Below are 22,633 nucleotides of genomic sequence, written 5' to 3'. Positions count from 1 at the left end.
TTAAAACCCCGTACCGACATTGATATACCATGCGGTATCTTCAGGGCCTTTTGCTACATCAATTCCCATATGCAGCCCATATCGACGGGCGATGGTGTAACGAAAACCAGCGCCATAGGCGGTTTGCTCGTCGCTGTCCCACATATCACTATTACTGTCGCCAGCAAGGCCGCTACCCACAAACGACAGTACCATCCAGCGTGGAGTTATTCGCCACATTAGCTCAACTTCACCTGTTGAGACTGCTTCACCTTGATAGCGGTTTCGCGGGATACCTCGCATTTCAATATAGGGATAGGTAAAGACGGGCAGGCGAGTATCGCTGCTGATGGTTTGATAATTAAGTTTGAGCCCAAGGGTGACGGATTGTGTCATTGGCCAGTAATTAATGCCGGTGGCTTTAATCGTTTGGTAATCATAGTCGCTGCCTATTGCGGTATTAAACCAGTCGTATTCGATGGTGTAGTCATAGCCTTTGGTGGGCATAAAAAAGTTATTAAGACTGTCGTATTGCAACACGGCGCCAAGGGATGAAACTGCTGGCGATGGGTCAAGTATGTCGGTGAGCCTGTCAACTAACTCAGGCGGCAGTAGTGATAGCTCTTTGTTGCTTGCTAAATCCACCTTGGCGTATTTTTGGGTGACACCTAAAAATAATGGGCTGTCGAATAATCTAAACTGCAGTTTTTGCATGAGACCATAGCCTTGCATATTCAAGTCTAAGGCTATGTCTTGAGCAAAGTCTGATTGGCTGTAAAAGTTCATATTCACATCACCGTAGCCGCCACCGATAAGGTAGCGAATATGATCTTGTTGCCATGTTTCTCTATGGCCTAAAAATCCGAACTTTGAGCCATTATCAGTTGCGCCAATGCCTGCTGCTGAAATACCTGGGGTTAGCAATTGGGCGCCGCCATCAACCGAGTCTTTGGCTACTTGCTGACGCTTGGCGGTTTGCTCAGGACTTTCATGCAGGAAAATGCCCATAAGTAAGAGCCCTGTGCCAACTGAGGGTTCAGTAATGATGCTAGGTACAGGAAGAAAACCATAAGCATTTTCAGCAAGGTATTCGCCAGCATCAAAATAGCCGTCAATGGGGTCAATAAAACTAGTGCTGGCCAATGCGGTACGTCCAAGTAACAGCGAGCTTGCAATAGCAAGGCGAAACGTCGATTTCATCGTAGTGATTTCCCTATAGCGCAACGATAGTCATAACAATGTTATGGTTCAAGTATTTGGATAATTAGTCTGGTTGATAGCTGATACGATAAATGGCATCGGCCGCATCATCTGACACCAATAATGCTCCATCAGGCATTGTAAGCACGGCAACAGGTCGCCCCCAACTTTGTTCGCCTTGCAGCCAGCCGGTGGCAAACGGCAGGTAATCTTTAACTTTGTTACCATCAAGCACCACCTGCATCACACGGTAGCCTACTTTACTGCTGCGGTTCCAAGAGCCGTGTTGGGCGATAAAAATATTGCCTTGATACTCAGCAGGGAACTGCTTTCCAAGATAAAACTCCATTCCTAATGCGGCCACGTGAGCACCAAGGTTGAGTTCAGGCGGTGTATTGAGTTTGGCTTTTTCTGCATCATAAAATTCAGGGTCTTTAATATCAGCGTTATGAACGTAAGGGAAACCAAAATGCTGACCTTCTTGGCTAACTCGGTTTAACTCGTCGTCAGGTAAGTCATCACCCATCATGTCGCGGCCATTATCAGTAAACCATAGCTCACCCGTCTTGGGATGAAAATCAAACCCGACACTGTTACGCACGCCTTGGGCGACAGTGGTGGTTTGTTTGGTATCGACATCGAGTTTTAAAATTGACGAGTATGGCAGGGGATCATCACACACATTACAAGGTGCGCCGATAGGGATATAAAGCTTACCGTCGGGGCCGAATTTGATGCTCTTCCAGCCGTGATGGGCTTTATTTGGCAATTTATCGTAAACAAGTTCTGGCTTTGGGATAGTGGGTAAACTGGTTTCGATATCGTTATAGCGCCAAATTTTATCGACTTCGGCGACATATAAGTCACCATTATGAAAGGCAAGGCCTGATGGTAAGAATAAGTCTTTAGCAAGGAGAATTTGCTGGTCAGCTCGGTTATCTTTATTGCTATCAATAAGTGCGTAAACATTACCAGCGCGGCGACTGCCCACAAATAAGGTGCCATTGTCGCCTAAAGCCATTTGGCGGGCGTTTTTAACATTATCGGCATACAGCTCAATGCTAAAGCCATCAGGCAATTTAATTTTTTCTAACGGTAGGGCGTAGGCTGTAACTGACATGCTCAGGTTAAGCCCTAAGCCGCATATTATTGATTTAACCAAAACGGATATATTGTTCATGTTATTCATCCCTGTGCTAAAAAAAGCCAACTCAATCTATTTAATCCAATCCAAGCTATTTAAGCCAAACTATTCAATTCAATCATAGTGGCGTCATTATCAAGACTATTGTTATAAAATGATTAAAAAACAAACTCTATATTAGCGGATCTCGTTAGATAAGGAAGTGAAATAAGGGGGCTTTTTTGTCTCTGTAAAACTCAGCGTTTAAGGATTGCATCTATTAAGAAAACCGCTTTTGAGGCACAATAGCGCCCAATTATCCGCAATCGACTTTTTAGGAACCCTAAATGACGCAAATCACTATTACTACGCCTGACGATTGGCACTTACATTTCCGTGATGGAGACATGTTAGAAGAAACGGTTCCGGCGACTGCTCGCTTATTTAAACGTGCGATTGTGATGCCAAATCTAGTGCCACCAGTAACCGATGCGACAATGGTGTCTGCTTACCGTGAGCGTATTTTAGCGGCTCGTCCTGCTGGCAGTTCATTCGAGCCATTAATGACATTGTTTTTAACCAATAACACCACAGCCCAAGACATCATCGATGCTAAAGCGGCAGGTGTGGTTGCAGCAAAGCTTTATCCTGCTGGTGCTACGACTAACTCTGATGCAGCAGTGAAAGCATTGGATGCGTTATTTCCGATTTTTGAAGTCATGGCCGAGCAAGGCATGTTATTGCTGGTTCATGGTGAAGTGACTGAGTCGCACATTGATATTTTCGATCGCGAAAAGGTATTTATCGATCGCTACATGGCGCGCATTGTTGCGGCGATGCCAAACCTTAAAGTGGTATTCGAGCACATCACTACTAAAGACGCGGCTGAGTTTGTTGCTGATGCGCCAAACAATATTGCTGCGACGATTACCCCGCAGCATTTATTGTTAAACCGTAACGACCTATTGGTAGGCGGCGTGCGCCCACATAACTTCTGCTTACCAGTGCTTAAGCGCAATATTCATCAGCAAGCATTGCAAGCTGCAGTGGCAACGGGTTCAAGCAAGTTTTTCTTAGGTACAGATTCTGCGCCACATGAAAAGCACCGTAAAGAATCAGCGTGTGGCTGTGCAGGTTGTTACAGTGCATGGAGTGCACTAGAGCTATACGCACAAGTATTTGATGACTTAGGCGCGCTGGATAAATTAGAAGGTTTTGCCAGCTTCCATGGTGCCGACTTTTACGGCCTACCACGTAACACTGGTACAGTGACACTAGTGAAAGAAAGTTGGACTGTGCCAGAGCAAATCATCTTGCCGAACGATAACCCAATCGTGCCATTCTTTGCGGGCGAAACGGTTAACTGGAAAGTGAAAACAGCTTAAGATCTGTTGCTTATTCAATAAAAGCCAGCTTAATGCTGGCTTTTTTGTGGCTGTATTTCAATGTTATGAATTAACGATTATTTACTGTCCGACCGCAATACCAGCTCGACGCGACGATTTTGTGTTTTACCAGCATCATTCATGTTGCTAGCAACTGGCGCATATTCTCCAAGACCAGTTGATTCAACTTGAGTTGGCTTAATATTAAAGTCATTTATTAATGCACTTCTAACCGCTTTGGCGCGTTTTTCTGACAGCACCTTATTATAACTTTGCCCACCTTGATCGTCTGTATGCCCTACAACATAGAATTGTTGTTTTGGATGGCTTTTAAGATACTCAGCAACTACTTTTACTACATCCATTGCCTCAGGCATCAGTTTATCGCTGTCGAATTCAAACAATAAACCGTCAAGCGCGACATGGCCAGTTTGGGCAATTTTGTCAGTCAATCCATCTAAATCAATAGTTAAGCGGTCAGTGTTTAAGGTGTTTTCTTCAATGATCCTTAATTCGCTCGAAAGGCCATTAATGTAACCAATCACGTATGTCATCGCATATACATTACCTGTTGGTTTTTGCAGTAAATAGAAACGATAGAATTGGCTTTCTGTCGTGCCATTTGTGGCGAGAGCGTTGAAGTTTCTTTGGAACTTGCTATCGGTTCCACATGCTTTTGCAATACAGCTAAAAGTCTCGATAAAGCCAAGTTTTTTCAGTGCAGCTTGATAGTTTGCATCGACTTCGTATTCTGAATAACTACGAGGTAATTTATATGCAATATCGGTAATTTTTCCTTCAATGACTTCTGTGGTGAATTTCTTACCTACTTTGCCTGAAGCTACAGTGGTTTGGCCAAATTGAAAGGTCTTATAGTCTTGAATATAAGCGCCAGGAATGCGCGTTAACATAGGATGGTCACTAGCGCCTCTTTTATCCTTGTTACTATTATCTTTTACGGTAATCTCACTTACTTCAGCTTGTAGATAGTCTTTATCAATAGCAATAATATCTAGTGGTTCCTCAATCACTTCAATCGTATCGAGTTGAATATTGGTCGCTTTTTTCCAGCTGGAAATATAAATCGAGGTGAATAATTCACGGTTATCAAGAGTGATTTTTGCAGTAACAAGGGCTGGGTTGTCTTCACCGATGTTATCTATTGGCTTTAACAGGTTTTCTAGTTTAGAGGCTTTACCACAGGCATTATCTCGACAGCTAAAAATGATCTCACCATCTAATGAATTTATTTGATTTAGGTAGTTATTGATCAAATTATGTGATGTGAATTTAGGGTCTAAGCGATAATTAACTCTAGTCAATCGGCCTTCAATTGGTATCGATTTTATTGATTTTTCAGTTTGATTAATCAGCGAATATGGACTGTAGTTTCGTACCAATGTAGAGGTCTTTTTTATCTCTGCTGGTGGGGTAAATAAAGGTGCTTTTGTGTTGGCCAATATGTGGGATGAGAACGAAAACATGACCGTGTAGAAACTGATAATACAAATTTTTATTAATGAGGGTAAATACATGTTGTTCGTCCATTGATAATAATGCCCACAAGAAGCGGGCATTTAGTTTAAAGGCTTAAGGTTGTGTGCTTATTAATCCCAATAAATGTTGATATAAGACATCTGTAAATTCATAGGTATCTTCATCGTAGGTGAGCATGAGTGGCAGCTGGGTTGATTCATCGATGGTAGCTTTGTACAAATCGAATTGAGTGGCAATTTTACCATCTAGGAAATCTTCAATGAGGTAGTTGCGATGTTCTATCAATCCTGCATTAGCCTGTTCTAGTGGCACTGTAGTAATTTCAATCATCGGCATTCCATTTGGGCTATCTAACAACTCCCAATGATAGACTTCTAAAGGGGTACCTAAACCATCCTCAACAGAAATAGTGTTATTAACGTCATTGGTGATCACTAATTGCGAGTCATCAAAATCGAAGAATAAGTCTACAATATCAGCGGTGTTTATCTGCTCTAATTGTGAGTATTCAGGTAAATTGATGATGTCATAATTATCCACTTCTCGACACATGACATTTTCAGTTAATTGCATTTCCATGCGATAGCTAACTTCAGGCCAACTGATGTCATTTAAAGCTAGTGCTTGAGGTGTAGAGTTGATAATGGCATCCCACTCTTCATCAGTTTTTAATAATTTCTGACTAATAAAATGAATTTCTACCGGAGTGTTGTCGTAATAAGTAACATAAGTATTACCATCAAAGTACGGCGTCGGCTTAGTGAAATCAGGCGATGTTTGGTCTTCTGTCATCCAACTTTCTGACGTTGTGTTCCAGCATTGAGTTGGCCACTCATAATCGTTGCTGGTTATGTTCATTTCAAAAGCAGTGACGACATCATCAACTAAAAAGCCAAAAAGCTGTTTGGTGTCAGCACTGTTATGCAAACTGAACGAAGACATGCCAACATTTGAGCTTAGAGTGAAGGTGTTTTTAAAGCCTGTTTCACTAATGATATTACCTAATAATATATCCCAATCGTGCTCTCCCATAATACGATGATCTATGTGAGATTCAGTGTAACCAAGTGAAATAGCGGCATTACTGATTAAAATTCTTGCAGCCAATGGATCTGAGTCAATAAACTCTTCTAGGCTAAATTCACTGTCTTCGAGTAAAGCTTTTAAATCGTCAAAACTAACATCAAGTACGTTTTCTAATGCCAATAGTGCAGGTATTTGTCCAGCGAGAACTTGTTCAACATAATTATATAATGCTTCAGTAATGATGAAATCATCTGACACTGAATTAGCTGGAGTCACCTGATATAAATTTGAAGGTTGCAGTGCAAATAAACGTGCTAGTAGTGTATCAACTTCAGTGAGTAGTGCGGTTTTCTGCGATTCTTCTAATTCACTTTTTTGAATTTCAACTTTTCGGTTAAACTTGATATTGGTCAGTAGGTTAATCGCACCACCATACTCGCTTGAGGCGACTAAAGAACCAAATCCTGCTGCATTGATTATAGTATTTAATTGTTTTGGTTGAGTTGCGCCTTTAAATCGAAGCTGCATTACTTGAGGTTTTTTATTACTCGTTGATGATGCAGCTACCCAATTGGCTAAAAGGTAATATTCAGGCGTTTCAACTTCACTCTGCCAATCAATTTGATATGCGCCTTCGCTATCAGTCATTGCTGAAGGCTCATCAGTTTCACAAGCTTGGTTCATGTTTAGGTCAGCACAAATGGTTGCGCCAACTAATGCACCTTGATAGGCCGCAACACCAGCAATTTGGTGATCAAAGTCTGTTGCAGGAGTTCCAGTGTCAGGTGTGGTTGGGGTTGATGTATCAGGCGGGGTAATTTCAGGTATTTCTACTTCTGGGTTATCTGAATCTGAACTGCCACAACCCATTAGCACGATAGAAAGCGCAGCAGCAATTAATGACGGCCGCCATTGTTGACTAAAATCCATTTTAAAACTCCATATCCGTATGTTTGCCACCTTGCTAGCGGCAATTTATTCACTATCTATTCGACAGTTAATTTATTAATTTAAACCAACAGGTTGCTATATAACCTTAATATGTAAAGACAGGATTCTGGGCTAAATCAATAATGATAGCAATTATTACAAAGGATGTTTTTCAGTTGGAGGTAATACTTATGGGCGTTGCCTTTGTATGCTATTTGCTCGTTTAGAAGGTGTGCATTGGAATCTAAGAGCGTAAGCCATTAATGTAATGCCGCACTACTTGGCTTTAGGGTTATCAATCATGTTGTGCTATGGCCTTTATCGGTTGTTTATAGTGTTGCAAACATAAGATTAATCTATCAAAAACCGAAAACTAAAATGGATTTTAGAATGAAATATATAAAACGCACTTTATTGTTGGCTGCATTAACAGCAACAAGTTTTGCATCCCTAGCAGGGAACCAAGCCGCCATAGCCTCATTTGATGCTAAAACATTACCGATAACGGAACGTAGCCAAGTTATAACCGATAAACAGCTGGCGCTTATGGAAGAGTTTAATCGAATGACAGAGGCGCAGACCAGTGCCATTGATATGTTTAAAAGCGGTAAAGTGCAAGAGTTACAACAACTCGTTGAGCAAACTTTGGTTGAGGCCAATAAGTTTGTTGATGAATATCAGATTTTTTAAGTCAATTACCCGAAACATCCACCTGTTATGTACCTGAAAATGTCACCGAATATCAACGCATGATAGCTGAGATTACTGAGGCAAATTCAGGTTTAAGTACATTAGCATCATCCGTTGGCGATAATGATGAAATGGGCGCGACTATGGCGATGTTAAACGTGCAAATGCATGCAGGCCGAATCAGCTCGTTAGTGCAAATGTTTCAGATGGTTAAAATGTGCTACATGACAGATGCAATGGGAATGACCAAAGCAGATGTGGAGCGCAGAAGGGCGCAGCAAAACAACTAATAAACCTCAGTTTCTCGATATAAATAATTGGATTTTTAAAGATAAAACTAAAGGAATAGTAATGAAAATAAGATGTGTGCTTTTGAGCTTGATGTTAAGCCTAGGCTTGAGTTTTTCAGCAAGTGCCCTAGAGCGCTTTGCAGGAATTGAAGATGGCTCTGACGAAAATTTAAAAGCAGTTTGCCAAGATTATATGGTGAATAGTTTTTTAAAGAATGATCCTGAACTGTTTTTTCATTTACTGCCAAAATCTATGAAAAATCGAGAAACCATTTTAGAAAATGACTGGCCACAAGGACATTTAAAGCGCTTTGGCAGTGATCCTTTGACTGAATATGAAGTTTTCGAAATGGAAGATAAGTTAATAGAGAAAACATATAAAGGTCACGAAATTAAGCGTATAAAAATAAAATATAAAGCAGGAATAATGGATAGGGTAAGAGGAAGTTCCTGTTCTTTTAAACGGTATGATGATAACCGTTGGTATTTTCAAAAAAACCATAATGAATGCCCTATTGCGAAAGTAATAGGGCTTTGTTTTTAAATGGCTAAAAAAATTAAAGGGATTTATGAGTTATAAAATTTGTAAGCAGACGGAAGAACGCATGGTATTGCAAACCACTGGCGGTATCATTGATTTTCTTTTCAGTGCAGTCATGGCATTGATTGGCGCTGGAGTAACGTATTTGAGCTGGTTTAATTACCAAGATACAGGTGAAATAGTAATGTCTTTTGTTTTTTTATTGCTGGGGAGCTGTTTTTTCTTTCCAATGTTTAAAATCAATCGATTGACTATTGATGCTGTAAATAAAGAATTAACCAAAACTAAGTCTTGGTTTGGTATTACCACCAATAAAGAAATCATCACCAATAACGGTCTATCTTTACTGGAAATGTCTGGTGCAACCAGCGGCGAGGTTAATGCTTTTTTTGATAATCAAAAACAAGTTAGTCATCATTACCGTCTTAAATTTTATAGCTATCCGGAATGGAACCTTTCGATGAGGGGCTTCTCAACGATGCTGGAAGTTGCGCTATTTATTGAACGGCATTTGGATACTGATTTGGCGATGGTCGTACAACATAAAAGGCATAAGTTTAGCGCCAAGGGGCTATTGAAGAATCATCAGAAAACCCCTTTACCTAATGACTCAATCGTTAAAGAAATGGGATTTCAACAGTTAACCATATCAGCTGCAAAGGGAGGAGTCATTGGGCAGTGGATTGTGGCAATTAGTATTATCACTTGGGTAGTAATGACCAGCGTATTTTTGTTGTATTTGTCTGAAATGGAAGGTTTTACATACATCCCTTTTGCCGTTCAGCAGTGAATTGCATTCATCTTTGTGAGTGGCCTTAGTTATATTAGTATTAATAGAAGCGTACCAACTCGCTTGAAGATAGACCATGGTAATTTGATTGTGAAAACAAGCCTATTTGGTGCGAGTAAGTACCCACTATCTGAAGTGATAGGTGTGGTTAATGTGGCTAAAATAACTTATTTAATTACTCGAAAAGGTGCCGAGAGACTCGCTTATAAAATACCGACTAAATACAGTTACGCGATTCATAGTTGGTTATTGTCTTTTTTAAACAAGTAGCAAACTGAAAAGTCGGCAATATCATTATTGTGCCAATTCTTTCATATACCGCTTGGGTGATTTTGACAGTGCTTTTTGAACATGGTGATAAAAGCACTTACTGATTCGTAACCGAGCTTTTCTGATATATGTTGCACTGATTTGGTGTTGAGGAAATGCCTTCAGTGCGACAATTTATAAGTAAATTTGTGCACCACATTCTATCGCTAATCCCCACTTCCTTCTTTTACCAAACCCGCTAATGTAGGTTTACTCACTGCATATTGTTTTGGTCATTGCCCCTACGTTGGTGGGGTATGCATTTTCGTTATTAGGTAATTATACGACCGAATTATGGCTTTATGGAGTGAAATGTATCATCGCTGCTATGTTCGGCTTAGGCTGTGGCCGTAACACGACACTTCAAACTAGGACGACATTACTAACTAGCTTAAAGCATGGCTAATTTAGCTAGTGTTATTTTTTTAATTGAATTAATGTATTTCTATGTTTGTTATAGGTAATCAATCGTGTTGTAAGGGAAAACAATATGGCTTTTAAGCTAAACAAGAATAATGGTTCTACGTCTTTTATTAAGGTGACGACGCCTCTGTTAGTGACTGTAGTGTTATCTTTTTTGTCATGCAGCGCAGCGACAGTCAATATTGAATCTAAGACTGGTGCAGCTCCTGAATTTTCACAAAAGTCATTACCTGCTGTCAGCCAAGGGACATTACAACGTTTTGATGAAAAACACATTGAATTTACCCTTATAAAACCACGCCCTATTGATGTGTGGTTACCTGAAGATTACCCTGCTAAGGCTCCTTATGCCGTGGTGTATATGCATGATGGTAAGGTGCTATTTGATGCCACTCAGTCGTGGAATGGTACAGCGTGGGAAGTGGATGAAACCGCTGCAAACCTTAATAAAAATAAAGATATTAAGCCTTTTATCGTGGTGGGTATTCATAATGCTGAGCAGTCTCGCCATAGCGAATATTTTCCGCAAAAGCCGTTTGAGTCGTTAAGTGAAGATACCCAAACCAGTTTGTATCAAACCCAGCGCAATGAAACTGAAAAGCTATTAGCGCAGGCGGTGTATTCTGATAAGTATGCTGAGTTTATCGTTACTGAACTAAAACCCTATATCGATACTCACTTCAAGGTCGCAACAGATAAGCAAAATACCTTTATTATGGGCTCAAGTATGGGAGGGTTAATCTCTTGGTATACGGCGTTAGAGTACCCGAATATATTTGGCGGTGCCGCTTGTTTATCGACTCATTGGCCAGGCTCTTTTGCTACAGAAAATAACCCGATACCACAGGTGTTTAATCAGTATTTAGCTAAGCAAATTGCCACTAAGCCTCAAGTGAAATTGTATTTTGATTATGGCGATCAAACCCTTGATGCTATGTATCCGCCACTTCAAGCTGATGTGGATAAACTGTTTGAGGCTGCTGAGTATGATAAAGAGCTATGGCAAAGCCACTTTTTTAAAGGTAAGGCTCATACTGAGGATGACTGGGCTGAGCGACTAGCAATTCCAATGACGTTTTTATTGAATAAATGAGTCAGTTTGTAAGTTGAGTCGCTGTTGGCGAGAGTGCAAAAACAGGTTTTATCATTGATGCTTTCGCTTTACTGTTTTAAGTACCGTTTTACCTTGGCTTTTTGGAAAATGGTCATGGGGGATATTATTCATTTTAAGCTGTTAACCTACCTTATATAACTAGCCTATTTATTCATCTATTCGTAATACTCATTAGGGTAAGCCTCTTGCCTTTAATATGTAAATTCATACCTATATAGTTAATTGTGATAATACAATCCACATTTTAAATTCTTTATAATTAGCGCCTTGAATCAGAATATGACGCCATTGCAAGGGGCATTAAATACATGAAAAAATTCACTGTATTTGCGGCATTAGTCAGCTGTTTACTGATGCTGGTGGTCAGCAGTCACTCGGAGGGAACTGTGTTGGGTATATTCAAAAAAGCAGTTGATGTTGAAGTTTTCCCAGCGGTATCAGGAAAAATAACACTTAACGGTAAGCCTGTAGAAGGTCTTAAATTACTTCGTTCATATATTTATTATGACGTAACTAGCAAAGATGGTACGGAAGATTATTCCGTAACTGATTCTGATGGAAATTTTACCTTTCCTGAAATCCTTGTTTCTTCAAAACACCCTAATGGTGCATTTTCCGTCAATATGATTGCTCAGATTATTATGATTGACGACGATAGGTTTGAATCCTACAAAGAAAAGTATTTATGGGATACGAAGGCGAGAGGCATAACACAGAGTAAATTTCACATAGAACGTTTAAGAACTCTAAATTGTGAATTGTCGGAGGAAGAAGTTAGTCATCAGATAATTGATGATAGTTTTCCTGATGGCACAGTCAGGTATGAAATATTTAGTATCTGCCGCTGGCCTGAACTTGAACAAATTGAAGTAGAGAAACGAGAGAAGTTCGGAGAATTTTAAAGTTTTTTATTAAACAAGGATGTTATATGGCTACATTATCACCAAAGCTTGCATCAGAAATGGCGCAAAGTGCATATTCGTTATTAGATTCATCGTCAAAATTTAGAGACCGTAATAAGTTTGGTAACCCATACATTCGAAATAACTTCGAATTTCAAGACTCTGGAATAGGAAAAACTGGTGGCTTTATATTAAATAGTCAATCTGGTTTTGCTGCTATGGGAGTGGGTAAAGGGGGGTATCAAGGAGATGCAATCATTGCTATTCGTGGTACTAAAACAGGCGTCGATTGGCTTACAAATGTACAAATAGGCTTAACATCGAGTGAAGGCGGGCAGATTGTCCATGCAGGATTTAATAATGCCTTTACTTCTTTACGCCCTCAATTTAAAACTTTTTTAGATTTATGGCGTACGGCAAATCCTGGAAAAGCTGTCCATTGCGTCGGTCATAGTTTAGGTGGTGCCTTGGCATCGTTAACGGCTGATTGGGTTGCTCTGAATAATTATACATCCACGGTCAACCTTTATACTTTTGGAGCCCCTCGAGTAGGTCAGCAGGGTTTTGCAACCAAACATACTAATCGAATTAATAAAATTCACCGCTGTACTCATGGGGCAGATATCGTTCCTAAAGTTCCTTTGTGGCCTTTTATTCATGCACCCTATAAAGGTTTTGAATATAGACTCGATAACAGTCAAGGTCTTAGTAAAAGTTCACATGGTATGGATTCAAAAGATGGTGCAGTGCCAGGTTATTTAACTTCTGCTAATACCGAAGATTGGGGACAATTAAATGTAAAAGCCAATGAGTTTTTACAACCTGTCAGGCTAAAATATGAAAATCGAAATCAAGCAAGTTATACGGATTATTGGAGTGATAGATTAAGCGCTGCATTAATTACAGTTCTTAAAGATCAAGGATACTATTCAGCAGTTGCACTCCAAGCGACTATATCTGGTGGTTTGACATTTTATGATTATTTGGCAAAAACCTTAGAAAAAATTGCATCAGCAGCTAGTGCTGCAGCAGAGGAAGTCAGAGGTTTGTTAGGGCATATACTCGTCTTTGCCGGTTCTGTGGTTACCGTGGTTACCGATCTAACTTATGCAACTATTCGAATGATTTTCGATAAGATGCTTAAGCGTTTGTATGAAGGTGTTAGGCAGGCTATTAAGTCGGTATATAAGTAACTTTCACCTTAGTTGAACTATTAGCTAAGAAATAAGAAATAAGAAATAAAACACCGTTTAATGTTTATGTTAAACGGTGTTTTTTGTGATTTTAGTAGAAAAATGCTATTAAGTGCAAAGCTTTTTTGTTTCTTATGATGACAAATTACTTAGCGTTTAGGCTTACGACTTGCACCTGGTTTGCCTTTACCACCTTTAGCATTACCTTTCCCTTTGGCTTGTCCCTTAGTTTGTCCTTTACCACCGCCCTTTGCTTGGCCTTTATGTTTGCTGCTGCGGTTGTGCTGCATAAAGTGTTCAGGGCCTTCGATTTTATCACGCAGTGATTGCGTTTTGGGTTTAGGCTTAGGCTTCTTTTTTGGGGCTGATTTTTTATCTTCTGATGATGAGTCTTTGATCATATCAAATAGCACATCTAATTCTTGTTTATCTAAGTCACGCCATTCGCCAATCGGTAAACCTTTAAGGCTAACGTTCATAATTTGTTGACGCTCAAGTTTAGTTACTTCAAAGCCAAAGTATTCACACATACGGCGGATCTGGCGGTTTAACCCTTGAACTAGGACTATCTTAAAGGCATAAGTTGAGACTTGTTCAACCTTACATTTCTTCGTTACTACACCTAAAATCGGTACGCCAGCGCCCATGCCTTTGATGAAATCATCAGTAATGGGCTTATTCACCGTGACCACGTATTCTTTGTCGTGATTGTTGCCTGCACGCAAAATCTTATTAACCAGATCGCCATTGTTAGTCAAAAAGATCAAACCTTGAGAGTCTTTATCTAAACGACCGATGGGGAAAATACGCGTCGAGTGATTAACAAAATCGACGATGTTATCGCGTTCAGTGCCTTCGGTTGTGCTGACGATACCAACGGGTTTATTAAGGGCGATAAAGACTAAGTCTTCAGCATCTCGTGGCTCAATATCTTGGCCATTCACTTTGACCTTATCGCCAAATGAAACTTGATCACCCACTTGTGCTCGTTTGCCATTGATAAAAACATTACCTTGCTCAATAAATCGATCGGCATCGCGTCTTGAGCATATGCCACTTTCACTGATGTATTTATTTAGGCGGATGGCTGAGTCTGTCACTGTGGTTTTCCTGTGAATAGAGATTACGCTGTAAAAAGGTTAAGTTTAACAGGCAGAGTTTATCAATTTTTGGCAATTTTGCCTAAGCTTACTGACTGACGAATTGGGATTGGCAACCAGTAAAGCCAAGATTATGGATAGAAATCAATTAAAGGATGTTTAATGCACTTACAACTTAGAAGTGTTAAATCTGAGGATTTAGAGCACTTATTTCAATTTCAATGTGATCCAGAGGCCAATGAGATGGCTGATTTTCCTGCTCGAGATCGTAATGCATTTTTTGAACATTGGTATCAGAATATTTTGAGTAATCCTGCAATCGCTGCACAAACGATCATTGCTGACGATGTCGTAATTGGTAGCATTGTGCTGTGGCAAAGTGAGAACCAATGGCTTTTGGGTTATTGGGTTGGTCGTGAGTATTGGGGAAAAGGCTATGCGACTAATGCATTACGGCTATTTTTATCAGCGCACTCAACTCGGCCTATTTTTGCTGAAGTGGCTCAACATAATGTAGGTTCAATAGCTGTCTTGAATAAAAATGGTTTTACGCCAATGGGTGTTGTAGAAGAAGCAGACTGCGATAAACCATTGCTGGCTTTTGTACTAAAAAACTAGGGTGGAAAGCGCTTTTTAGGTTCGGTAAATTGATTGATGATCACAACAATAAACCCCTGTGAGGGCTAATATTAAATGACTTAATCGATAAGGTGGTTAGTACTCACTATCGCCTTGGCCATTATTTAATGTTGCGCTCAATACATAACGTTTTGACTTGGAGGTGCTATGTTCAATAACCCTTCTCTTATTACTCGTACAGCCATAGGCAAGCTGATTGGCTTAGTGATTGGTTTACTGTGCTTTTGGATAATTCCTTTGTTTTCGCCCGATACAAGCACACAATTTTTGTGGGGCATACTGTTATGGTATATCACCTTTGGTGCGATTATCGGACTTGTTGGTGTGTTTGATTATCATCCCATTTTAAAGATTTCTTTACCTTGGTGGCTTACCGCTATTGTGATGGGCGGCTGGTTAAATCTGGTATTAACATTGTTAGCATACGATCAAATACAAGCGATGATGGTGGCTATATTTGGCTTTAATGGGGTGTTTCAATCACCATTTTGGTTTGTGACTGATGGGCTATTCGCAGGCTTTATTATTGGTTTCGCCGCCACTAAATGGGGTGGGTATGGCGCGATGACTGCTGGCAAATAATAAATATCAGCTAAGGTGCTAAAAAATAATGAATTGGGTAATATTTAGATGTCTACAAAGGTGATTAAATAGTTGCCGATAACTGCTGTGTGGCTGGCTTTCATTGTTAGGCGTGATAAACTTTGCGGCTTAATAATTGGGAGTGGTTATGTCTTTTTCGTCGTTGCAGTTATTGCCTTTGTTAGTTAAGCAGTTAACTCGGTTAGGCTACGAGCAGCCTACGCCTATTCAACAGCAGGCGATACCAGTGGTATTGTCTGGTAAAGATGTATTAGCTGGCGCGCAAACGGGCACAGGAAAAACAGCCGCTTTTACATTACCAATCATTCAAATGTTGTTGCAATCAAAAGCAATGGCACCTCAAGTCAATGACAGTGTTGATGACAAGCAAGATGCGTTAGCGAATTACACCCAAACGTTAATTTTGGTGCCTACCCGAGAGCTTGCTCAGCAAGTGCATCAACATGTTGAAAAATATGCATCTGGCACCGATATTCGCTCTGTCATTGTTTATGGCGGAGTCAGTATCAAAGCTCAAGCTAATGCGATCCAAGCAGGCGCTGATATTATTGTTGCCACACCAGGGCGCTTACTCGATCATTTACGTAATCGAGTGATGTCATTATCCAAGCTTAAACATTTAGTATTTGATGAAGCCGATCGCATGCTGGATATGGGCTTTAGAGATGAAATCATCGAAGTGTTGAAACGTGTACCAAAAGAACGTCAAACACTCCTGTTTTCAGCCACCTTGGATGAACGCATTTTTAAATTCAGTAAACGCTTATTAGATTCACCTCAAGTGATTGAAACTCATCAACGAAACAGCAGTGCAGCGAGTATTGTTGAGCGAGTATATAACGTTGATAGCAAGAGAAAATTGTCACTATTAAGTCATCTCATTAAAAAAGAAGATTGGCAACAAGCGTTAATTTTTAGCCGCACTAAACAGGGCGCAGATAAAGTCGCTGCGCAATTACAGCAAGCTGGCGTTAATGCTGCAGCCTTTCATGCGGATCTTTCACAAGCAGTGCGTGAGAGTGTGTTAACTCAATTTAAATCAGGTGAAATTAACGCGTTAGTTGCGACAGATGTTGCCGCCAGAGGATTAGATATTAACGAACTAAATTATGTGGTTAATATTGAGCTTCCTTTCCAGAATGAAGACTATATTCATCGTATTGGCCGAACAGGCCGTGCAGGTAACACAGGCCAAGCAATTACATTATTAAGTGTTGATGACGAGCCACAACTGATCAAGCTAGAAGCTTTTTTAGATAGGCGACTACCACAGCAATGGTTTCCAGGGTTTGAGCCTGATTTAATCCAGATTGCTCCTGTGACGCGTAAAACGAAGAAAGGCTCGTTAAAGCAACAAGCTCGACAAAAAGCGCTTGCAAAATCGAAACGAAAGTAGCAAATATGTATTAACTTTTTCAAAGTGTTACGTGTTTTTCTTTAACTATTTTTAATGTTGCTACATCTATTGTGGTCACCATCACACTTCACTCTCTGTTCATTATTTTGCTATAAAAGCGTCATCTTGCTGTCATCAAGATGGCGTGAATTTGTCACAAAGCCTGCTTATCTTATGTTCACTAATTTAGCCCCCAATTAATGATGTGAGCAAACTTAAGGATAGATTATGAGCAAGGCGACATTCGACCCAACCAAATATAACAAAAGCAATAATGTGCCATTTGCCACCGTGATGGAAAACCATTTATCACGTCGTGACTTTGTAAAACGTGGCTTAGGGTTAAGTGCTATGACAGCGTTTGCTGGAACAGGATTAGCAGCATGTAGTTCTGATAACGACTCAAGCACACCGCCGCCAACCACCACGCCACCACCAGCAGAGACTCCGCCGACTAAAAGCTCTGCGGTATTAGGTTTTGACTCTATTGCAGGCTCAAAACTTGATGCTGTTGCAGTACCTGCAGGATATTCTGCTTATGTACTTGCTCCATGGGGTACGCCTCTCAACAGTAAAGCAAATGCATGGAAAGAAGACGGCTCAAATACTGCTGTAGATCAAGAAAACGCTGTAGGAATGCATCATGATGGGATGCATTTCTTTCCGTTAAATGACGCAGCAGATGATGGTTTGCTTTGTATTAACCATGAATATATTAATCAAAATGCCTTACACCCAATGGGGCCAACGCTTGATGCTAATGGTAAGCGAACTGTCATTGATGAAGTGCGTAAAGAGATTAATGCCCATGGTATTTCTGTTGTGCGTATTCAGTTAAAAGACAACATGTGGCAAGTGGTTGAAAACGACTCACATAATCGCCGTTTTACTGGTGCAACAGTCATGGATGTTGCCGGCCCATTAGCTTATACATCTTATTTAGAAACTCGTTATTCGCCAGATGGCAGCCAAGCTCGTGGTACATTGAATAACTGCGGTAATGGCTACACGCCTTGGGGAACATACCTGACTTGTGAAGAAAACTGGCCTGGTTATTTCGTCAGTCATGGCACCTTAACTGAAGATCAAAGCCGTATTGGTATTTCAACTTCAGATACTCGCTACGGTTGGAACCACTTAGCAGGGAATGATGAAGAGCGTTTAGATGAATTTGCTCGTTTTGATATTACACCGACAGGTTCAAGTGCTGCTAATGATTACCGCAATGAAGCTAATGGCCACGGTTATATTGTAGAAATCGACCCATATAACCCTAACTCTCGTGCTGTTAAACGTACCGCTTTAGGGCGTTTTCGTCATGAAGGCTGTACTTTTGGTAAGCTAGAGGCTGGTAAGCCAATTACATTTTATTCTGGGCATGATTCACGTTTTGAGTACTTATATAAATTTGTTTCAGATGCCGTTTGGGATGAAGCGGATGCCAATGCGACTAATCGTTTAGCAATGGGCGATAAGTACATGAATTCAGGTACGTTATATGTGGCTAAATTCAGTGAAGATGGCGTGGGGGCTTGGTTACCATTAACACTTGATAGCACGACAACTGATGGCAACACATTAGCTGATAGCTTCGATTCGGTGGCTGCGATTATCTTAAATACGGCAGGTGCTGCTGACTTAGTAGGGGCAACACCAATGGATCGTCCTGAGTGGGCTGCGGTTGACCCATTTACTGGCAGTGTATATCTGACTTTGACCAACAACACAAAACGCACAGATGATACCAATCCAGCTAATCCACGTTTGAATAATAGCTTTGGTCATATTATCCGTTGGGATGAAGGTGAAGAAGCAACAGAGTTTAACTGGGATATTTTTGTCTTTGGCGCACCTACTGATGCAGACGAAGAGACTAACATCTCTGGCCTGAATGACTTAAATCAGTTTGCAAGTCCTGATGGCTTGGCTTTCGATCAGCGCGGCATTATGTGGGTTCAAACTGATAATGGTGCAGATGAAGTCGAAGATTACACCAATGATCAAATGCTAGCGATTGTGCCATCAACTTTGGTTGATGACGACGACAATCAGCAAGTGGTTTCTGCGGACAATCAAAGTGAGCTAAAACGCTTCTTTGTTGGGCCAAATGGTTGTGAGGTGACTGGTTTTGCGATTACATCTGATTACAGCACGGTATTTGCCAATATTCAGCATCCAAGAAATTGGCCTTATTCAAGCAATGCAGCCGAGGAAACTCCTGCAGGTATGACATTACGCCCTCGTGATGCAACTGTGGTTATTCGTAAAAATGATGGCGGTGAAGTCGGTGTTTAAAGGCTTACGATGATTGATTAATGCTTCTGATTAATTATCACTCAGTGTCATGATTAAAACCCTGATAGACTCTCTATCAGGGTTTTATTTTTATCTTAGATTGAAAGGGGCGTTATGTTTAATGGTATTCATCATGTAGCGATTATCTCAAGTGACTATATACGCTCGAAGTATTTCTACACTCAAGTATTAGGCTTTACAGTACTTGCTGAAAATTATCGTCAAGAACGTGACTCGTATAAGCTGGATTTACAGCTGAAGGACGGCACGCAGATTGAGCTTTTTTCTCTTCCTCATTCGCCGAAAAGACTCAGTTATCCTGAGGCGCAAGGCTTACGTCATTTAGCTTTTAAAGTGGATGATATCCAGCAGGCTGTTGCACATTTACAGCAACACAATATTGATGTTGAACCGATTAGAGTCGACGAATATACAGGCAAGTCATTTACCTTTTTTAGCGATCCTGACGATCTACCGTTAGAGATCTATGCCATTGGCGAACAAGATTAATCAATTTTTAGTAGGTGGGCCTTTTGACTGCTGTATGTAAACAATTCATTCTTTGATTTAATGGCTAGATAAATCCTGTTTTGATTGAGTTCATTGGCTCAGATGCAGCATGTAGGTCTTATGTGACTTCTCGCGATTCCCAACTCACTATAAGCTTCAAGCTAGGTTTATAAACACTTTTCTCGTTTATTTTATTCCTCTTTAAATACCTTTAGCGATTGCAAGACATTTTTTATTCGTTTTCTATACTGAATTATTTCATTGTAAATCTAAATGATAACAATTTACATTGCTGTTCTTGATTTGTTACCATCCGCGCGAATATTAGGAATCTATTAACAAAGGACAGTGTGTAACATGAAACAAGCCAACCAAAAACATTTATCACTAGGCGCACAAGCCGTAGCAGCCGCTCTCGTTTTCTCTTCTCCTATAGTCTCTGCAGATCAAGAAGTTAATGAGACCTGTAACCCGGAAGTTAGCGGAATTGAGTGCGATAAAAACCAAACTGCTGAAGCCATTGAGCGTATTAAAGTTCATGGTGTAAAGAACGCCGTTTACTTATCTGAAGCCTCTGGCGATTTACGCCGTGTGGCAGATCTTGTTGATACACCGCAAGTCATCACTGTATTAACCCAAGATCAAATACAAGAATCAGGTAAAACAGATTTAAAGGATATCTTGTCAGCACAAGCAGGTATTACTTTAGGTACTGGTGAAAACGGTAACGCCTTTGGCGATCGCTACATTATTCGTGGTCATGAAGCGCGTAGTGATGTTTTTGTTGATGGTCTGCGCGATCCTGGTATGACAACCCGTGAAAGTTTTGCCACAGAAGTTGTTGAAATCACTAAAGGTCCGAGTTCGACATTTGCAGGTCGTGGTTCTTCAGGTGGTGCGATTAACAGTGTGACTAAAAAAGCGTCAACATCGTACAACTTGGGCCGTGTTGATTTGGCATTAGGTACTGACGATCATCGCCGCTTAACTTTAGATTATAACTATGCCGTGTCAGATACTGTCGGTTTACGTGTCAATGGTTTACTTGCTGATGAAGATAAGCCTGGCAGGGAAGGCATTAGTCGTGAGCGCAATGGTGTGCAACTTTCAGCAGTATTTGAGCCAACAAGCGATTTGTCTTTCATTGCTGATGGGTATTATTTAGATGCAAAAGATGTTGCTGATTTAGGTAGCTATTTTGATCAATCTACCCGTGAGCCCATTTCTGATATTCCTGTATATGCACAAGAATCAGATTTTCTAAATTCAGAAGTGCTGACTTTTACCCTGCGCACTCAATATGACATTAACGATAACCTGACCTTTTATAATGCGACTCGTGTCGGTAAAACTGAAAACGGTTATATCACCACAGGTGCTCGTGGAACGACACGCAGTGAATCAGATCCTGTCGCACCAGGTGTTGATACTCTGACTTTAAGTACTCATCAAGGTAACCAAGAAGTTGATTACATCAGCACCCAATTTAATTTGTTTTGGAATACACAAATTCTAGGCATGGAGAACAAGTTTGTTTTTGGCCTAGAGTATACCGATCAGCAAGTTGATAACGGTGTTTATGATATTGAATTTGCCAACGAAACTAACTGTATAACAGCAGGGAGACGTGGTGACTCGGGTGCTTACTGTATGTTAGATGGTGACGGTAACCCTGTCGACAATATCGATAAACTTATGGGCCGAACTTACACTAAAGGCATCAATGATGCTGAGTATCAAATAGAGACCATTTCAGCTTACTTTATGGATACGGTAGCGCTTACAGACGATCTAGAGCTGTTCTTTGGTGTTAGACAAGATAGCTTTGATTATCAGAACGATACATCGAGCAGTCGAAATGGAGATGTGTTGTACGAATATGATGACAGCATGTTTAACGGACACCTTGGGTTAGTGTACAGCATCACTGATGAAGGGAATATCTATGCTAATTACAGTACTGCAACCAATATCAATGGTGGTGAGTCAGACTTAGGCGCAAGCTGTGGTTATGGTGGGGTATGTGGTACTGCTGAACAAGCGCGTGCAGCCGATCCAGAATTAGTTGAAAACATTGAACTTGGTACTAAATGGATGCTATTTGATGACAGTGTGATGTTTTCGGCGTCAGTTTTCCAAATCACCAAGAGTGACGTAATGGAAAGTGTGGGCGACAGCTACTCAACACTTGGCACATTAAATACAGGTAAAAACCGAGTTCAAGGTGTCGAGTTTGGCATGGTGGGTAATATTACTGAAGCATTAAGCGTGCAATTTTCAGCAGCGATTATGGATTCAGAGGTGCTTGAATCATTCAATGAAGAAAGCGTAGGCCTTGCGTTGAGTAACTTTGCTGATGAAAGTGCATATCTACAATTACGTTATCAAATTAATGAAGCGTTTGTAGTTGGCGCAGGTTATACCTATCAAAGCGAAATGTACGGCGGGCAACCTGATACTGCAGCGGGTTATGATGATGAAAACGGCCGATACAGCATTGTGGTTCCAGACTATCAAGTGGTTGATTTATTTGCTAACTACAACGCTACTGAGTCATTAACTTTCCGCTTGAATGTGGGTAACGTGTTAGATGAAGAGTATTTTACAGCCGCTTATCGCTCGGGCGCATTTATGTACCTTGGCGATGCTAGAAATGCTAAATTGTCAGCGACCTATGAATTCTAAGGATTGAGTTGAG

Annotated in this window: 20 protein-coding genes; 15 read left to right on the top strand and 5 right to left on the bottom strand. The window is 40.5% G+C overall.

Annotation, left to right across the window (positions count from 1 at the left end; genetic code table 11):
* Together ACGEDC_RS04865 and ACGEDC_RS04860 are read right to left on the bottom strand one after the other, a co-directional pair.
* Complete coding sequence (locus tag ACGEDC_RS04865; RefSeq protein ID WP_394496822.1) at window positions 1-1,179, bottom strand: BamA/TamA family outer membrane protein; 1,179 nt, start codon at window positions 1,177-1,179, stop codon at window positions 1-3.
* Between the two features lie 64 nt (window positions 1,180-1,243).
* Complete coding sequence (locus ACGEDC_RS04860) at window positions 1,244-2,299, bottom strand: PQQ-dependent sugar dehydrogenase (protein WP_394496820.1); 1,056 nt, start codon at window positions 2,297-2,299, stop codon at window positions 1,244-1,246.
* Window positions 2,300-2,649: 350 nt separating this feature from the next.
* Here ACGEDC_RS04860 and pyrC point away from each other — a divergent pair, with 350 nt between their 5' ends.
* Complete coding sequence (gene pyrC / locus ACGEDC_RS04855; protein WP_299570173.1) at window positions 2,650-3,687, top strand: dihydroorotase; 1,038 nt, start codon at window positions 2,650-2,652, stop codon at window positions 3,685-3,687.
* Between the two features lie 77 nt (window positions 3,688-3,764).
* On the opposite strand, the gene ACGEDC_RS04850 is transcribed toward pyrC, so the two are convergent.
* Both ACGEDC_RS04850 and ACGEDC_RS04845 read right to left on the bottom strand, forming a co-directional pair.
* The gene (locus ACGEDC_RS04850; RefSeq protein WP_394496817.1) at window positions 3,765-5,222 is read right to left on the bottom strand and encodes an OmpA family protein; all 1,458 of its coding nucleotides are present in this window, start codon (window positions 5,220-5,222) and stop codon (window positions 3,765-3,767) included.
* A gap of 55 nt (window positions 5,223-5,277) precedes the next feature.
* Window positions 5,278-7,140, bottom strand: a complete 1,863-nt coding sequence (locus tag ACGEDC_RS04845; RefSeq protein ID WP_394496815.1) for a hypothetical protein — start codon at window positions 7,138-7,140, stop codon at window positions 5,278-5,280.
* 390 nt (window positions 7,141-7,530) lie between these two features.
* Between ACGEDC_RS04845 and ACGEDC_RS04840 the strand changes: the two genes are divergently transcribed.
* The 8 genes from ACGEDC_RS04840 to ACGEDC_RS04805 all read left to right on the top strand — a co-directional run bounded on the left by ACGEDC_RS04840 (window position 7,531) and on the right by ACGEDC_RS04805 (window position 13,392).
* On the top strand, window positions 7,531-7,830 hold the full coding sequence (locus ACGEDC_RS04840; RefSeq protein ID WP_394496813.1) for a hypothetical protein: 300 nt from the start codon (window positions 7,531-7,533) through the stop codon (window positions 7,828-7,830).
* Window positions 7,831-7,889: 59 nt separating this feature from the next.
* Entirely contained in the window at window positions 7,890-8,120 is a 231-nt protein-coding gene (locus tag ACGEDC_RS04835) for a hypothetical protein (RefSeq protein WP_394496811.1), read from the top strand.
* A complete protein-coding gene (locus tag ACGEDC_RS04830) occupies window positions 8,086-8,664 on the top strand; it encodes a hypothetical protein (RefSeq protein WP_394496809.1) in 579 nt (192 codons plus the stop codon). The genes ACGEDC_RS04835 and ACGEDC_RS04830 overlap by 35 nt, the downstream gene beginning before the upstream one ends.
* Before the next feature lie 25 nt (window positions 8,665-8,689).
* Entirely contained in the window at window positions 8,690-9,451 is a 762-nt protein-coding gene (locus ACGEDC_RS04825) for a hypothetical protein (protein ID WP_394496807.1), read from the top strand.
* A 90-nt stretch (window positions 9,452-9,541) separates the two neighbouring features.
* Window positions 9,542-9,721 carry a hypothetical protein gene (locus tag ACGEDC_RS04820; RefSeq protein WP_394496805.1) on the top strand — a complete coding sequence of 60 codons (180 nt, stop codon included), beginning with the start codon at window positions 9,542-9,544 and terminating at the stop codon, window positions 9,719-9,721.
* Window positions 9,722-10,250: 529 nt separating this feature from the next.
* Entirely contained in the window at window positions 10,251-11,276 is a 1,026-nt protein-coding gene (locus tag ACGEDC_RS04815) for an alpha/beta hydrolase (protein ID WP_394496803.1), read from the top strand.
* A gap of 329 nt (window positions 11,277-11,605) precedes the next feature.
* The gene (locus ACGEDC_RS04810; protein WP_192021546.1) at window positions 11,606-12,199 is read left to right on the top strand and encodes a DUF6795 domain-containing protein; all 594 of its coding nucleotides are present in this window, start codon (window positions 11,606-11,608) and stop codon (window positions 12,197-12,199) included.
* A 26-nt stretch (window positions 12,200-12,225) separates the two neighbouring features.
* Window positions 12,226-13,392, top strand: coding sequence for a lipase family protein (locus ACGEDC_RS04805; RefSeq protein ID WP_192021545.1), 1,167 nt, complete (start codon window positions 12,226-12,228; stop codon window positions 13,390-13,392).
* Window positions 13,393-13,541: 149 nt separating this feature from the next.
* On the opposite strand, the gene rluF is transcribed toward ACGEDC_RS04805, so the two are convergent.
* The gene (rluF, locus tag ACGEDC_RS04800) at window positions 13,542-14,492 is read right to left on the bottom strand and encodes a 23S rRNA pseudouridine(2604) synthase RluF (RefSeq protein ID WP_055024891.1); all 951 of its coding nucleotides are present in this window, start codon (window positions 14,490-14,492) and stop codon (window positions 13,542-13,544) included.
* 162 nt (window positions 14,493-14,654) lie between these two features.
* Between rluF and ACGEDC_RS04795 the strand changes: the two genes are divergently transcribed.
* From ACGEDC_RS04795 to ACGEDC_RS04770, 6 genes are all read left to right on the top strand, one after another.
* Window positions 14,655-15,110: a GNAT family N-acetyltransferase gene (locus tag ACGEDC_RS04795; RefSeq protein WP_394496799.1), complete on the top strand. Its 456-nt coding sequence runs from the start codon at window positions 14,655-14,657 to the stop codon at window positions 15,108-15,110.
* A gap of 168 nt (window positions 15,111-15,278) precedes the next feature.
* Window positions 15,279-15,713, top strand: coding sequence for a hypothetical protein (locus ACGEDC_RS04790; protein ID WP_394496797.1), 435 nt, complete (start codon window positions 15,279-15,281; stop codon window positions 15,711-15,713).
* 148 nt (window positions 15,714-15,861) lie between these two features.
* Window positions 15,862-17,130 (top strand): DEAD/DEAH box helicase, encoded by a 1,269-nt coding sequence (locus ACGEDC_RS04785; protein ID WP_394496795.1) that lies wholly within the window; start codon window positions 15,862-15,864, stop codon window positions 17,128-17,130.
* A gap of 228 nt (window positions 17,131-17,358) precedes the next feature.
* Window positions 17,359-19,425: a PhoX family protein gene (locus ACGEDC_RS04780; RefSeq protein ID WP_394496793.1), complete on the top strand. Its 2,067-nt coding sequence runs from the start codon at window positions 17,359-17,361 to the stop codon at window positions 19,423-19,425.
* 114 nt (window positions 19,426-19,539) lie between these two features.
* Window positions 19,540-19,935, top strand: coding sequence for a VOC family protein (locus ACGEDC_RS04775; protein WP_394496791.1), 396 nt, complete (start codon window positions 19,540-19,542; stop codon window positions 19,933-19,935).
* A gap of 357 nt (window positions 19,936-20,292) precedes the next feature.
* Complete coding sequence (locus ACGEDC_RS04770; protein WP_394496789.1) at window positions 20,293-22,620, top strand: TonB-dependent receptor; 2,328 nt, start codon at window positions 20,293-20,295, stop codon at window positions 22,618-22,620.
* The last annotated feature ends 13 nt before the right edge of the window (window positions 22,621-22,633 follow it).

This window comes from Shewanella sp. ENK2 (assembly GCF_043568515.1).
Lineage (GTDB): Bacteria > Pseudomonadota > Gammaproteobacteria > Enterobacterales > Shewanellaceae > Shewanella > Shewanella japonica.
Note: the sequence above shows the minus strand (reverse complement) of the source record. Positions and strands in the feature narration are given on the sequence as shown.

Excerpts from the sequence above, each read along its gene's own strand:
- ACGEDC_RS04860 (WP_394496820.1), bottom strand. The coding sequence starts at position 2,299 with ATGTCAGTTACAGCCTACGCCCTACCGTTAGAAAAAATTAAATTGCCT.
- ACGEDC_RS04825 (WP_394496807.1), top strand. The coding sequence starts at position 8,690 with ATGAGTTATAAAATTTGTAAGCAGACGGAAGAACGCATGGTATTGCAA.
- ACGEDC_RS04840 (WP_394496813.1), top strand. The coding sequence starts at position 7,531 with ATGAAATATATAAAACGCACTTTATTGTTGGCTGCATTAACAGCAACA.
- ACGEDC_RS04785 (WP_394496795.1), top strand. The coding sequence starts at position 15,862 with ATGTCTTTTTCGTCGTTGCAGTTATTGCCTTTGTTAGTTAAGCAGTTA.
- ACGEDC_RS04790 (WP_394496797.1), top strand. The coding sequence starts at position 15,279 with ATGTTCAATAACCCTTCTCTTATTACTCGTACAGCCATAGGCAAGCTG.
- ACGEDC_RS04835 (WP_394496811.1), top strand. The coding sequence starts at position 7,890 with ATGATAGCTGAGATTACTGAGGCAAATTCAGGTTTAAGTACATTAGCA.
- ACGEDC_RS04805 (WP_192021545.1), top strand. The coding sequence starts at position 12,226 with ATGGCTACATTATCACCAAAGCTTGCATCAGAAATGGCGCAAAGTGCA.
- pyrC (WP_299570173.1), top strand. The coding sequence starts at position 2,650 with ATGACGCAAATCACTATTACTACGCCTGACGATTGGCACTTACATTTC.
- ACGEDC_RS04865 (WP_394496822.1), bottom strand. The coding sequence starts at position 1,179 with ATGAAATCGACGTTTCGCCTTGCTATTGCAAGCTCGCTGTTACTTGGA.
- ACGEDC_RS04795 (WP_394496799.1), top strand. The coding sequence starts at position 14,655 with ATGCACTTACAACTTAGAAGTGTTAAATCTGAGGATTTAGAGCACTTA.
- ACGEDC_RS04850 (WP_394496817.1), bottom strand. The coding sequence starts at position 5,222 with ATGTATTTACCCTCATTAATAAAAATTTGTATTATCAGTTTCTACACG.
- ACGEDC_RS04830 (WP_394496809.1), top strand. The coding sequence starts at position 8,086 with ATGTGGAGCGCAGAAGGGCGCAGCAAAACAACTAATAAACCTCAGTTT.
- ACGEDC_RS04780 (WP_394496793.1), top strand. The coding sequence starts at position 17,359 with ATGAGCAAGGCGACATTCGACCCAACCAAATATAACAAAAGCAATAAT.
- ACGEDC_RS04775 (WP_394496791.1), top strand. The coding sequence starts at position 19,540 with ATGTTTAATGGTATTCATCATGTAGCGATTATCTCAAGTGACTATATA.
- ACGEDC_RS04770 (WP_394496789.1), top strand. The coding sequence starts at position 20,293 with ATGAAACAAGCCAACCAAAAACATTTATCACTAGGCGCACAAGCCGTA.
- ACGEDC_RS04810 (WP_192021546.1), top strand. The coding sequence starts at position 11,606 with ATGAAAAAATTCACTGTATTTGCGGCATTAGTCAGCTGTTTACTGATG.
- ACGEDC_RS04845 (WP_394496815.1), bottom strand. The coding sequence starts at position 7,140 with ATGGATTTTAGTCAACAATGGCGGCCGTCATTAATTGCTGCTGCGCTT.
- ACGEDC_RS04815 (WP_394496803.1), top strand. The coding sequence starts at position 10,251 with ATGGCTTTTAAGCTAAACAAGAATAATGGTTCTACGTCTTTTATTAAG.